Origin of the sequence: Blastopirellula sediminis (genome assembly GCF_020966755.1) — a bacterium.
Lineage (GTDB): Bacteria > Planctomycetota > Planctomycetia > Pirellulales > Pirellulaceae > Blastopirellula > Blastopirellula sediminis.
The window spans coordinates 3,300,212-3,313,813 of the sequence record NZ_JAJKFT010000010.1; the positions used below are offsets into that span (position 1 = coordinate 3,300,212).

8 protein-coding genes are annotated in these 13,602 nt (G+C 58.7%); all 8 read left to right on the plus strand.

The window, feature by feature from the left end:
• Nucleotides 1-158 precede the first annotated feature (158 nt).
• The 8 genes from LOC68_RS28445 to LOC68_RS25120 all read left to right on the plus strand — a co-directional run bounded on the left by LOC68_RS28445 (nt 159) and on the right by LOC68_RS25120 (nt 13,573).
• Nucleotides 159-1,109, plus strand: a complete 951-nt coding sequence (locus tag LOC68_RS28445; protein WP_261360171.1) for a zinc ribbon domain-containing protein — start codon at nt 159-161, stop codon at nt 1,107-1,109.
• 173 nt (nt 1,110-1,282) lie between these two features.
• Nucleotides 1,283-2,620, plus strand: a complete 1,338-nt coding sequence (locus LOC68_RS25090) for a hypothetical protein (protein WP_230224098.1) — start codon at nt 1,283-1,285, stop codon at nt 2,618-2,620.
• 170 nt (nt 2,621-2,790) lie between these two features.
• Nucleotides 2,791-4,098, plus strand: a complete 1,308-nt coding sequence (locus tag LOC68_RS25095; RefSeq protein ID WP_230224100.1) for a beta-ketoacyl-[acyl-carrier-protein] synthase family protein — start codon at nt 2,791-2,793, stop codon at nt 4,096-4,098.
• A gap of 303 nt (nt 4,099-4,401) precedes the next feature.
• Nucleotides 4,402-5,484 (plus strand): hypothetical protein, encoded by a 1,083-nt coding sequence (locus tag LOC68_RS25100; RefSeq protein ID WP_230224101.1) that lies wholly within the window; start codon nt 4,402-4,404, stop codon nt 5,482-5,484.
• Nucleotides 5,485-5,553: 69 nt separating this feature from the next.
• Nucleotides 5,554-6,957 (plus strand): leucine-rich repeat domain-containing protein, encoded by a 1,404-nt coding sequence (locus LOC68_RS25105; protein ID WP_230224103.1) that lies wholly within the window; start codon nt 5,554-5,556, stop codon nt 6,955-6,957.
• A gap of 255 nt (nt 6,958-7,212) precedes the next feature.
• A complete protein-coding gene (locus tag LOC68_RS25110) occupies nt 7,213-10,938 on the plus strand; it encodes a DUF4175 family protein (protein ID WP_230224105.1) in 3,726 nt (1,241 codons plus the stop codon).
• A gap of 57 nt (nt 10,939-10,995) precedes the next feature.
• On the plus strand, nt 10,996-12,597 hold the full coding sequence (nadB, locus tag LOC68_RS25115; RefSeq protein WP_230224108.1) for an L-aspartate oxidase: 1,602 nt from the start codon (nt 10,996-10,998) through the stop codon (nt 12,595-12,597).
• 241 nt (nt 12,598-12,838) lie between these two features.
• Nucleotides 12,839-13,573, plus strand: a complete 735-nt coding sequence (locus LOC68_RS25120) for an ABC transporter ATP-binding protein (protein ID WP_230224110.1) — start codon at nt 12,839-12,841, stop codon at nt 13,571-13,573.
• Nucleotides 13,574-13,602: the final 29 nt, after the last annotated feature.

Sequence of the window (13,602 nt, forward strand, 5' to 3'; positions counted from 1 at the left end):
TGAACTTGTTTTTATTCCCTGTCACGCGGGAATAGTACGGATTTTTAAGTATCTACGAGCGTTTTTGCGTTTCCGAACGACGCGTGCTCGTTTGTTGCAATTCTAAGCACAAGCCGTGAAAATTAATCAAAACACGCACGGCCTGTTAAGGATTTTTCATGACCGATATCCGCGTCGTCTGTCCCTGTTGCGGCGTGCCGCTGCGCGCCAAGGCGCAGCTTGCCGGGCAGACGATCCGTTGTCCGAAGTGCGTCAGCCTGGTGCCGATCAAAGCGCCCGAAGACGATTTCGCACAGCCGGTCGAAGCGAATTACGACGCCGTTCCGCTCGAGGAGAACAATGTCGGACGGGTTTGTCCCAAGTGCGCTTCGTCGCTGAAGCCGGGCGGAAAATTATGCAAACAATGTGGCTGGCATTTAGAACTCGAAGCCTGCTTTGAGGATCTCAAAGAAGAAAACCTGATCGTTCGGGATGAGCCGAAAACCAAGTGGGAAGCATGGTTTGAAAGCCAACTGCACGAGAATACGCGCCCTCGCGACGTGCTGAATTTCTCAGCGATCGTCGGCGTTGTAATGAGCATCATCTTTTTGGCCGGCGCACATCTCCGATTCGGAATGTGGGGGCTGCTTTTATCGCCGCTGCTGATTGTCGCTTGGATCGCCTGGTATCGGTTCATGCAGTTGATAGGTTTGTTGCATGACCCCACTCGCCAGCGAATCCTCGAAAAGGAACGAGCGGAGCGAGCAGCGAATCCAACTCCCTCTTCTCCGGCGCCGACTGCCGAAGTCGCGGTCGCCGCACCCGCGTCCGGCAAAACGCCGCAGCCATCCGGCGGGAAACCGCCATCCACGTCGCCGCTAAGTTTTGATCTCCCCGACGCGGAGCTGCCGGGACAGTCCAAGCCAACGCCAAAGCCAAAGTCGGAGCCCCCCAAGCCTCAGCGCAAAGTGATCCGCCCGGCGGCTTCAGGACAACCGGCGACGACCACGGCCGGATCGAAACCAAAACCAAAGCCTGCCGCTCCAGCGGCGCCTGCTCCCAACCCGACTCCCGAAACCCCAGCCAAGCCAAAGCCATCCGACGACGATTGGCTGAATGATCTTCTGTAGTCTCTGCTAGCAGCCCATTTTGTCGGCAGGTCGAGGACGGAACTTGAGCGATTCCGCCAAGATTCCAGCGATCGATCTTGTTGGTCCGTGCCGCGACTTCTATACTCCGCCCGAATTACGGACCCCGCTGGCGTGACGCCAGCGCTTTGATTGTGCCGACAAGGATGACGGCTATGACGCGAATCTGGATGACATTGCTGACCCTGCTGTTGATCGGCGGCTCGACCTTCGCCCAAGAAGGAGAGCGTGTTAGCTCGCAGGCGACCGCACGCCCGATTCCGACCGTCAAACCCCCTTCTCCGCTGAACGAAAGCGACAAAGCGGCCGCCGCGCCGCTCCCGGCTGCAACGACGGAAACCTCTGGCGCCGTCTCTGATTCGGCTTGGCGCAATCCGAACGACACCATCAAAACCGCTTCCGCTTATTCCTCAGACGCGGCCCCTGCGCCGATGGGCGCTGCGATGCGCAGTGAGCCGTTGCCTGCTTCGGGATCGTTGCTCAAGGTGACGAGCGGTTTGAACGAGTTGCCGCATGACCAGGGGCAAGTTTGGCGCGACTATGACATTACCCCGTACACGCTGCGAGTCACTTCGACGTCGAAGCCGGAGCAAGCGATTATCGACTGGATTTTGCGAGAAACCGGCACCGACGTTTGGTTCGGCTCGCCGCTCGGATTGCTGCACGCCGACAAAAACACGCTGCGGGTTTATCACACCCCCGAAATGCAGCAGATCGTTCGGGATGTGGTCGAAGACTTTGTCGAAAGCCAAGCCGAAGTGAAGACGCTCGGTCTTCGTCTGGTTACCGTGAAAAGCCCCAACTGGCGTCGTCTTGCTTACCGCATGATGCAGCCGGTTTCGGTGAAAACGCCGGGAATTGAAGCGTGGCTCTTGAGCAAAGAAAACGCGGCGATCCTGCTCGATAGTCTGCGAAAGCGAAGCGACTACAAAGAGCATCAAGCCGCGAACCTGCTGATTCACAACGGCCAATCGAGCGCCGTCTCGATGCTGAAGCCGCAAACCTTCATGCGATCGGTCCGGGCGACCGCCGCCTGGCCCGGATACGAACTGCAAAGCGATCAGATCGAAGCTGGTTTTTCGCTGGAAGTGAGCCCCCTGCTCGCCCCCGACGACAAGACGATCGACGCCGTTTTGAAGTGCAGCGTCGACCAAATTGAAAAGTTTGTGAACGTCGATATCGACGTGCCGACCGCGACCGGCGGCTCGCAAACGATCCAAGTTCAGATCCCCCAGATGGTCAGCTGGCGCTTGCACGAGCGATTCCGCTGGCCGTCGGATCAGGTTCTGCTGATCAGCTGCGGCGTGGTAGCTCAGCCCGATATGGGGGTCTCAACGGCGGCATCTTTCCCCATCTCGTTGCCCCTTCCAAGCAGTCCGGCTCGGGCGGACGGCCTGATGTTTGTCGAATATCTGGGGCCGGCCAAGTCGAAACCGGGCCAAGCGGCGGTCACCCCGAGTTCCGCTGCAATCGACAATCGCGGACGCTATTAAGCTGGCATATCGAGAGACTTTTCACCAGGAAATCCGTATCCCGTCGACACGCCAACGACAGCTGCTTAGAATACAGAACTCTAAGTAAGTACACGGTTTGCATCCTGCGTTAGTCGAGCCCTTAGGGAAAGTTTTCCCCAACTGCGGCCGACTTGTTGAGAAGTTGAGATATGGCGGAAGTCGGAAAGCGCCGCGTCGTCGTCACCGGTTACGGCTGCATTACCCCCTTCGGTAACACGATCGAAGCGCTCTGGGATGGTTTGGCTGCTGCGCAAAACGCGGTCGCTCCTCTAAAAAGCTTGCCCACCGACGCCTTGCCGACTTCCTATGGCGCCGAGGCGTCGGCGTTTACCGGCGGCATTGAAGAATTTGGACCGCTCGACAAAAACCAGCAGCGTTCGATTCGGAAGAACCTGAAGGTGATGTGCCGCGAGATTCAGATGGGCGTCGCGGCTGCGCAAGTTGCGCTATACCACGCCGGCCTCGCGATCGGGAAGTTTGACGCCGAGCGAACCGGCGTCGTCTACGGCTCCGACTACATGATGACCTTGCCCGAAGAATACGCGGCGGCGGTCAAGAAGTGCGAAGCCGATCTCGAAGCTCGCAAGTTCGATACTTGGGCGTCGCAAGGGATGCCGGAGATCAATCCGCTCTGGCTGCTCAAATATCTGCCGAACATGCCGGCCAGCCACATCGCGATCTTCAACGATATGCGCGGGCCGAATAACTCCCTTACCCTCCGCGAAGCGTCGTCCAACGCCGCGATCGGCGAGTCGTTCATGACGATTCTCCGCGGCCATGCCGACGTAATTGTGACCGGCGCGACCGGCACCCGCGTGCATGAGATGCGTTCGGTCCATACGGTTTTGCAGGAGCAAATCGCCACCGGCGAATCGGCGGGACTTTGCCGCCCTTTTGATAAGAATCGCAACGGCATGGTCCTGGGCGAAGGGGCGGGATCGATGATCCTGGAAACGCTCGAGCATGCCGAAGCGCGGGGAGCGAAACCGCTCGCCGAAATTCTGGGACAAGGGATGTCGACCGTCATCGCGCGAAATGGCGAGTCCAACCGTCGCCAGGCGCTGGTCAACGCGATCCGCTTTGCGCTCGAGGAAGCCCAACTGTCTGCCGCCGACATTGGTCATATCAACGCCCATGGTTTGGCGACGACCGACAGCGACAAGGAAGAAGCGGCGGCGATTGTTGATGTGTTTGGCGACATCGAGAAACAGCCTCCGGTCGTCGCTGTGAAGAGCTACTTCGGCAATCTTGGCGCCGCGGGGGGCGTGGTCGAATTGATCGCCAGCCTGATCGCGATGCAAAAGAAGCAACTCTTCCCCGTTCTGAATTACGAAACGCCTGATCCGAGTTGCCCGGTCAATCTGGTTCGCGAAACGATGCCGGCGCCAAGCGGGCCGGTCCTCAATCTGAACGTGACGCCGCAAGGTCAGGCGGCGGTCGTGATTGCGACCATCTAAAACCACTGGCCTCGCTGTCCCGAAGGTCGCATTTCCACGCGACTTTCCGGCGGAATTCGACGTAGGATTCTCTTCGGGGGAACGCTACTTCGCGCATTTCTGCGACGAATTGGCTTATTCTTGCCGTTCCGCCTGTGAGCGCAGGTGTAGAATCAGAGTAATCGTTAAATGCAAGTTATCAGAGTAAGTTTGACGCTTCGGGCGAAATCTGGTCTGGTAACGCATAGTTCAGAATGGACGCGGCTTTTATTCGGAATGGAAAGCATGCTGGGTGTTAGGTCGTTACGGGCAGCTGGGGGATTCATGCTGCTTATGCTCGCCGCTTGGGGAGCGTTGGCCGACGAGGTTGCGATCCCGCCGGCAATCTTAGAAGCGACCGAAGGGTTGCGGAAAAGCGGAGCCAGCGTCAATTACTACGAAAACGCCGAAGGGCAAATGCTCTTTAGCGTGAACTTCGTCGATGCTCCGGCGACTGAAGAAAACCTGCGTCATCTGGTGAAGTTGCCCCACGTCGAGCGTCTCTGGCTCGGCCGTTCCTTTCAGCTGAACGACGTTTCCTGGGAAGCGATCATGCAGTTGCGCGAGTTGGGATATCTCTATCTCCACGCGCAGCCGACTGACGACGACATGCGTCAGATCGCCCAGTTGCCGAACTTGCGAACGTTGCTGCTCGATGGTCGCAATCTGACGAATACCGGCTTGTGGTATCTCGAAGAGCTGCGCTATCTCGAAAACCTGACGATTCAAAACGCCAGCTTCGACGGCGATTGTTTTCAGTACCTGGCGAACGTGCGCAGTCTGACCAGTCTGACGCTGCAGTCCGACAAATTGAAATCAAGCGATCTGGCTGGGCTCGGTCAACTGCCTCAGCTTGAGCTGTTGTTTCTGAGCGTGAAGAGCATTGACGGCGCCGGTTTCGCCGAGATCGGCAAGTTGAGCCATCTTCGTAGTCTCAATCTGCGGAATGTGCGCACGACGGCCGAGCAACTGAAGCCGCTGTCGCAACTGCAGGAGCTGCAATTCCTGACGATGAACGACAGCGTGATTAAAGGGGGCTTGGAGCCTATCGGCAATCTACGCGATCTGCATCGTCTTGAGTTGGCGAATTCGACGATCAGCGATGGCGATTTGGATTCGCTCCTTGGATTGCCGCTGTTGGCGAATCTAAATCTCTCGCACACGAAAATCACCGACGACGGTTTACAAAAACTTGGTCAGATGAAGCGGCTCAATACGTTGAACGTGCGGAACACCGCAGTGACCAAAGAAGGTTTGCGCACGCTGCAGAAGCAATGGCCGCAACTGATCATCAGCGCATCGATCAATTTTATTGAGCCGAAAGATTCGCCTGAGGCGAAATTGAAGTCGCCAAATTTGAATGAGTAGGGATAATAGGATTTGACGCTGGGGTAAGCCATGCAAATGGCGGCGTCCTTATTGAGCAGGAGGTTCAACATGGTTTCGCATCGTTATTGCATTGCCACATTCCTTTTACCTCTGGTAATCATCTCGGTTGCGACTGCTCAACCCGCGCCGATTCCCGGTTCGATCGTTCCACAAGTCGCCACCGATGAATCGCTTGATACCGAAGCGGTCGTCGCCGAACTCGAAAAGGCCGGCTGCACGTTCGGATACGCCGACTCTCTCCGCAACGATCTCTTTCGTTGGCACGAATACGCTTGCGTCCGTGTCGAAGGCGACAAGCTGAAGCCGGAACAGTGGAAGTTGCTGCTGCAGCTCCCCGACGTGAAGCTCCTCTCGCTGCATAAGACCGAATTTCGCGATGAAGTTGGCAGCGTTCTTTCGCAACTGCATCAGTTGACCGAACTGCAACTGCACGAAAGTTTCGACGACAAAGGAATTCGCGCCGTCACGACGCTCAGCCCGCTCAAAGCGCTGCTAATCGCCAAAACGAAGGCTTCTCCCGACAGCTTCTTCGGGCTCGAAGAGCTCCGTAAGTTGGAGCAGGTCGAGTTCACCGATTTGGTCATCAATCAAACGGTGATCGGCGGTCTCCGCGGCCTGCCGAGACTGAATCAATTCAACATTCGCAACAGCGAGCTGGCCCTCCCCTGGGGACTGGATCCGAGTTCGTTTCCCCAATTGAAGACCTTGTCGATCGATGGGGGAAAAGCGAGCGAAGAGCTGATCCGCGAGGTCTGCGAGGTTCCGACTCTGGAGCAACTTCAGCTCAGCTGTCCTTCGGGCCAATTCACGACCGACGATTTCCGGCGTTTGACCGGCTTGCCCAACTTGGTTGATTTGTCGATCGCCAAGTCGTCGCTTCCGGACGCGTCCTGCCCGCTGGCCCAGCCGCAGCAGAAAATCCAAAAGCTGAACGTCGGGGGAACCGGCGTCGGCGATCAGTTCCTGTCGACGATCAGCGACTTCGCCAATTTGCGAGAACTTGACCTGACCGGCACGAAAGTGACCGACGGTGGGCTCGCTTACTTGTCGGAGCTGTCTCACCTGGAATCGCTCACCTTGAGCGATACCGACATTACCACGGCCGGCGCCAAGCACTTCGCCCAATTGCAATCGCTCCGCGAGTTGCATCTGCATGGCGCCAAACTGGACGGCGAGGCTTTCATCGACATCGCCAAGCTGAAGAACTTGGAATGGATCGACCTGAGCCAGTCGAACGTCCGAGGTGAGCATCTGCTGGAACTCCGCAAGCTGCCGAAGCTCCGCGGCATCGTCTTGATGAACACGCCGATCGGCACGGCCGATTTGCCCTACCTGAAGCAGCTCTACCACATCGAAGAGATCTACGTGGAAGAGACGAAGCTGACCAACGAAGAGCAAATCAAACTGCACGAGGCGCTCGCCAAGGCCCGTAACTACCGCCCCAGCGCCTAGCCGCACTGGCCAAAGGGGCGCCCCGCCAAGCGTTACATTCGATCCAACGGGAAGCTGTCTAGCTTCCCGTCTTTGTTTCTTGGCGCTACCAGCCGAATCGGCCGGTTTTGAGGGGATTAGTTCGCCTTAAAAACTGCCTGACCGCAGTCGGCGTCTATAATAGAGGAACCACTCCGCTTTTTAGCTGACGTTTTGGCGTCGGCGCGATATAAAACACGGTAACGCAAGAAGTTACCGCTCTTCCCCCGGCGTGCCATGGCGACTGATACCAGCGACTCTTCCATTATCGAATCGCTTCCTGGTCAGATCAACGACGATCGACTGATCCAGAAGAAGCTGCGCAAGACCCGTTGGCAGTTGAAAATTGCGGAGTTGGCGGCGGCCTGCATGTTGTTCGCAGCGGGCACGATCGCGTTCTTGTTGCTCTTAGCGGTGCTCGATCACTGGGTGCTCGATCTCAGCTTTCCGCTCCGACTTGCAGCCCTCGCCTTCTTCCTGGGAAGTGCAGGCTATTTCGTGTGGTCGACCATCCTGCCGCTGTTGTGGCGATCGATCAGCCCGATCTACGCCGCTCGGATGATTGAGCAAGGTCATCCCGACTTGAAGAACGGCCTGATCAACTTGTTGTTCCTGAAACAGGAATCGACGCCGGTCCATCGCGCCGTGATGGAGACGGTGCAGCAGCGAGCGGCGTCCGACTTGAAAGAGTACGCGGCCGAAACGACGGTCGATTTCTCGAAGGCGATTCGTATCGGTTACGTTTTCGCAGCGGTGGCGCTGGCGTTTGTGGTTTACAAGATCGCTTCGCCGAAAGATCCGATCGCCACCGTACAGCGCGTGATCTCCCCGTGGGCCGATATCGCACGTCCGTCGCGCGTCGACATCGTCGAAGTCTTGCCGGGCGATACAAAGGTCTATCAGGGGCAAACCGTCGAAGTCGCGGTGAAGGTTTACAACATCGACGATGACGAGCGAGTCGAACTCTTTTACTCGACCGAAGATCGCCGCATCGTCGATCAACTGGTCGCGCTCGAGCCGGACGAAAGCGGGCTCTACTTTCGCGGCGTGATCGCGCCGGAAGGAAAAGGAATTCAACACAACCTCGCCTATTACATCAAAGCGGGCGATGCGAAGACGCGTGACTACGGCATCACTGCGGCCCCTGCCCCGTCGATCGAAGTGGTCGACATTCGCTACGACTATCCCGCCTACACTGGCGACGCGCCGGTCACGCAAGAGCGCGACGGCGCCGTCAAGGCGTTAGAAGGAACGCGCGTCACCGTCAAAGCGGCTTCGAACCTGCCGATGGAAGATGCGTTCATCGAGTTCGATCCCGACTCTGGCGATTACGCCAGCATCAAACGGTCCAAGATGACGGTCAGCACGGATGATCCGACGACCGCGACCGGTACGTTCGTGATCGAATTGATCCGTCAGCCCGCGGCCGACGATCCGAAGAAGGTCGAGACCACGCCGAAGCACCGCCGCTATCAGCTTCGCTTCAAGACGACCGACGGCGATCTCAATCCCTATCCAGTCGCTTACCCGATCGAAGTGATCCGCGACCTTTCGCCCGAGGTCGAACTGCTGCGTCCGGCTGGCGAAAGGATTCGCGTTCCTGCGAACGGCGGCGCCGCGCTGGAATATCGCGCGATCGATCCTGACTACGCTGTCCGTCAATTGACGGTGATCGGCGAAATCGACGGCAAGGAAAAGTTCCGCGCTCCGCTGCTCAAGCAAGCGACGACCGGCAACGTGATCGAGACCTACCGCTTCGTTCCCAGCGAGCAAAAGCTGAACGTCGGAGACGAGGTGGTCGTTTACGCGCTGGCCGAAGATAACCGAACCGATTCGACTGGACGGCCGACGCCAAACGTCTCCACTTCCCGCTCGCTGACGATTGAAATCATCGAACCGGAACAAGGCGCCGAGAAGCAGATTCCCCCGAAAAATGGCGACCAGAAACAAGATGGCCAACAGAAGGGCCAGGATGGTCAGCAAGGGGGCGAGAAGATGAACGATGGCCAACAAGGTGGCGAACAGCCGCAGAATGGCGATCAAAAACAACAAGGTGGCCAACAACAGCAAGGCGGAGAAAAAGGCCAGCAAGGGGGCGACCAACAACAAGGTGGCGAAAAGGGGCAGCAAGGAGGCCAGCAGCAACAAGGGGGTGAGCAAGGCCAGCAAGGAGGCCAGCAACAGCAAGGTGGCGAGAAAGGCCAACAGGGTGGCCAACAGCAGCAAGGGGGCGACCAAAACCAACAGGGAGGTCAGCAGCAAGCCGGCGGCGATCAGAAACAGCAAGGTGGCATGCAGCAGCAACCGGGCGGCCAAAATCAAAAAGGTGGTGAGCAACAAGCCGGCGGCGCCCAGAATCAAAAAGGTGGGCAGCAGCAACAACAAGGTGGCGGCGGACAGGATCAGCAAGGCGCTCCGCAGCAACAAAACGGCGATCCCAACCAGCAAGGGGACATGCAAGGCGCCCAGCAGCGACAAGGAGGCCAGCAGCCGAACCAGCAAGTTCAGCCGAAGCCCCTCTCGGCCGACGGCGCCGAAGATGGCGACGCCTTTGAGCGGATCAAGCAGTACCTAGAACAAAAAGACCAGCAGGACGGCGGCGGCGAAAAGAGCGGCGAACAAGAGAGCGCCCTTCCCGGCGAGAAGTCGGAAGGTGGTCCCTCGGAGCAGCGTGGAACCGAAGAAAAAGATCGCCAGCACGAAGCGATGGAGAATCGCACCCCGGAAAAAGGTGGCGAGCAAAATCCGTCGCAATCGGGCCCCGATTCGGCCGCCGATAACTCGCGTCAGAGCGGTGGCGCCAAGTCAGCCGGATCCAAAGCGGAAGACCAGCAGGCCGGCCGAGAGCAAGGTGACGGCGAAACGAAAGACCAGCAAGGGGATGAAGCTGGCGGCGAATCGATGAAGGGTGGTCACGTCGAGACCGAAGGGAATTCTGATCCGAAGGGAGAAGAACGGAAGAACGATAACGGCGCCGGCGACGCTGGGCCGTCAGGCGCCGGAAAACCGGGCGCTGAAGACGACCAGGGAAGCCCCTCTTCGCCGGACGAAGTCAAAAACTCCCCGACGATGAAAGAGAATGAGCCGGACGGCGGCGAAAAGCCGGGCAATAAAGGTCCCAAGAGTGCCGTGGGGGATCACGAAGACGGCAAGCAGAGCGACAACAAGTCGGGAGAAACCGACGGCGATCGATCTGGCGCGGGCGGCGCCGGCGGCGGCCAATCCGCCAAACAGCATGGTCATGACTCCGCCGGCGAAACAAGCGCTGCAGACAAAGGAGCCTCCGCTTCCGAGCAGCGAGGCGACGGCGAAGTTGGCTCCAAAGGTGGAGATCAGCAGAAGACCGATCGTCAGACCGGCGCTCCCGGCGAAGAAAAGGGAGAAGGAAGCGGTCGCGACAACAAGGGTGGCGGCGATAAGTCGGGCGGCGGCATGCCCGACCAGCCGAACAAGCAGACCGACCAGAAGGCCGAAGGGAATGGCGAGTCGAACAAATTCGGCTCGGGCAATCCGACCGGAGGGGGCGGTTTGCCAGGTCAGCAAAACGCTTCGCCCGACGCCGGCGGTCCGGAACGAGGCGCCGATGAGGCGAATCTCGACTACGCCCGTAAGGCGACCGACATGGTTCTCGACAAGCTCGAACATGACCAGAAAGAGCCTGATCAAGAGCTACTGAACAAGCTTGGCTGGTCGAAAGAGCAGTTCCGCGAGTTCATGCAGCGCTGGAAGTCGATGAAGCAAGCGGCCGAGACGGCGCCGGAAGGAAGCGACGCCAAACAGGAAATGGAAGAGGCGCTCCGCAGTCTGGGGCTGACGCCGGGGCAAGATCGGATGCGTCGCGCCGATTCAAGCTCCGCCCAACAAGGGGGCGCCGCCGATGTCAACCGGTCGCGACCTCCAGCCGCTTTTCTGGAACAATACAAGGCATACCTCAAAGGCTCCGCCAAGCAGGCGCCTCGCTAATCCATTCACCCTGATCAAAAACCGCCGGCGCGTTCACGACGTCTGCGGCTGTGCTGCATGACGACATCGACGCCTCGCTACCTTGTGCCGTTTCATCCGAAGCGGGTCTCTCATTACTTCACCGACGTCCTGGTGCTCGGCGGCGGCATCGCCGGCCTGCGTGCGGCGCTCGAAGTCGATCCTTCCCTCTCGGTGCTGATCGTGACCAAGGACAAAGTCCTGGAATCGAACAGCAACTACGCCCAGGGGGGCATTGCCGGCGTTCTGGACGAAGAAGACCGCTACGAAGATCATGTCGCCGACACGATCACCGCCGGCGGTTCGCTTTGCGATCCGGCCGTTGTCGACATGGTCGTTCGCGAAGGGCCCGATTGCATTCGTGAACTGATCGAGTGGGGAACCGCCTTTGACGAAGAAGATGGGCACCTGGCCCTGGGACGCGAAGGAGGACATGGCCGCTCTCGGATCGTCCACGCAATGGGAGATGCGACTGGACGGGAAGTGATTCGGGCCGTTGTCGAACGCGTCCGGAGCCATGAGAACATCCAGATCTGGCAGAACGAGTTCACGCTCGACTTGATCACGCACGAAGGAGAATGCCGCGGCGCTCTCGCTTCCGATCAAAAGCATGGGCGGACCCTGATCTGGGCGAAGCAAACGATCCTGGCGACCGGCGGCGTCGGCCAGATCTATCGCGAGTCGACCAACCCGAAAGTCGCCACCGGCGACGGTCTCGCACTAGCGATTCGGGCTGGAGCGCAGCTGCGCGATATGGAGTTCATGCAGTTCCACCCGACCGTCCTTTACATCGCCGGTAGTGGACGCAGCTTGATTACCGAAGCGATCCGCGGCGAAGGCGCCTACCTGGTCGATCGGAGCGGCAACCGCTTTATGGCCGAATACGATCCGCGGGGAGAACTCGCGCCGCGCGACGTCGTCTCCCAGGCGATCGTCTCGCAGATGGAGCGGACCAAGTCGCCGTGCGTCTTTTTGAGCCTGAGCCATCTCGACGCCGATTTCGTCCGTCGGCGGTTTCCAGGGATCGCCCAGGCCTGCGCCAAGTTCGGGATCGACATCACCAAGGACCGCGTCCCGGTCCGGCCGGGCGCCCATTACATGATCGGCGGGGTGAAGGTCGATGTGGACGGGCGGACCACCTTGCCGGGCCTATGGGCCGCCGGCGAAGTGACTTCCAGCGGTTTACACGGCGCCAATCGTTTAGCGTCGAACAGTTTGCTGGAGGGGCTCGTATATGGAAAAAGAAGCGGCCGGGGCGCCTCCGACAAGGCGCTCAAGATGCCGGACAGGTTTACTGCGCTGAATCTCGAAAACCCGCAGTTGCCTCCCAGCGAGCCGCTCGATTTGGAAGATATCCGGAATTCGCTCACCAGTTTGATGTGGCGATCCGCAGGCGTCCGCCGCGATGAGGCGGGATTGGCCGAAGCGGTCGACATGATCGACTCGTGGAGCGGATACGTTTCGCTGCATCAATTCGACCATCCCGCGGGCTGGGAGCTGCAAAATATGCTGCTCGTAGCTCGCGCGATCGCGCAATCGGCGTTGGCCCGGCGCGAATCGCGCGGGGTTCATCTGCGCATGGACTACCCGCAGACCGATGATGCGCATTGGAATCGCCATCTCACCTATCCTATCAGTTGACCCCCTCCTCTTCCCTTGTCGATGCAATTCATTTCGTAACTTCCGGTTAAACCTTGGTTCCGATCGAGGTTGCTGGAGTTTTAGCAAACGCCGATTTGAATTAAACTACGCCGTTTACGCAGGCGCACGTCCGCAGCTTATTGCGATTCGCGCCGGACGTAAGGCGAATCAATTCCTCACCTATTCTTCATCGATTCACGAACGACGGTTGGCAAGTATGGCAGAATCGAGCGGAACCCCGATGATCGAGGCGGACCGCCTCTCGAAGTTCTATGGAATTTTCGCCGCCTCGCGCGACGTTTCCTTCAAGGTGTATCGCGGCGAAGTGGTGGCGTTTCTCGGCCCCAACGGCGCCGGTAAGAGCACCACGATGAAACTGCTGACTGGGTATCTTGCGCCCAGCGAAGGGGTCGCCAAGATCGCCGGTCATAACATGATGACCGATCGGTTGCGGGGCTCGGCGATGCTCGGCTATTTGCCCGAAAATGGTCCTCTGTATCCGGACGCGACTCCCTACAGCTTGCTGATGTTCTTTGGCGAAGCTCGCGGCTTGAACCCGGCGCAGCGGAAAGAGCGGATCGAAGCGGTCGTCGATCTCTGTAACTTGCACACGGTGCTCCACAAGCCGATCAGCAAGTTGTCGAAAGGTTACAAACAGCGCGTCGGCATGGCCCAGGCGATTTTGCATGAGCCGGAAGTCTTGATCCTGGACGAACCGACCTCCGGTCTCGATCCCAATCAGATCCGCGGCGTCCGCGAGATGATTCGTCGCTTGGGCGAATCGAAGACGATTCTGTTGTCGACGCACATTTTCCAAGAAGTCGACGCTCTGGCGACGCGAGCGATCGTGATCAACGAAGGACGTTTGATCTACGACGGAGCGATCGACGGGATGAAGCAGCCGGGCGAATCGCTCGACGACGCCTTCTATCGCATGACCAAGGGTGTGAACGCGCTCACCTCGGTCACTGGCTAACCGCCGCTAGTTATTCCGCACATCCACCT

Coding starts and splice junctions, on each gene's coding strand:
- LOC68_RS25105 (WP_230224103.1), top strand. CDS start 5,554: ATGGTTTCGCATCGTTATTGCATTGCCACATTCCTTTTACCTCTGGTA.
- LOC68_RS25090 (WP_230224098.1), top strand. CDS start 1,283: ATGACGCGAATCTGGATGACATTGCTGACCCTGCTGTTGATCGGCGGC.
- LOC68_RS28445 (WP_261360171.1), top strand. CDS start 159: ATGACCGATATCCGCGTCGTCTGTCCCTGTTGCGGCGTGCCGCTGCGC.
- LOC68_RS25100 (WP_230224101.1), top strand. CDS start 4,402: ATGCTGCTTATGCTCGCCGCTTGGGGAGCGTTGGCCGACGAGGTTGCG.
- LOC68_RS25095 (WP_230224100.1), top strand. CDS start 2,791: ATGGCGGAAGTCGGAAAGCGCCGCGTCGTCGTCACCGGTTACGGCTGC.
- nadB (WP_230224108.1), top strand. CDS start 10,996: ATGACGACATCGACGCCTCGCTACCTTGTGCCGTTTCATCCGAAGCGG.
- LOC68_RS25110 (WP_230224105.1), top strand. CDS start 7,213: ATGGCGACTGATACCAGCGACTCTTCCATTATCGAATCGCTTCCTGGT.
- LOC68_RS25120 (WP_230224110.1), top strand. CDS start 12,839: ATGATCGAGGCGGACCGCCTCTCGAAGTTCTATGGAATTTTCGCCGCC.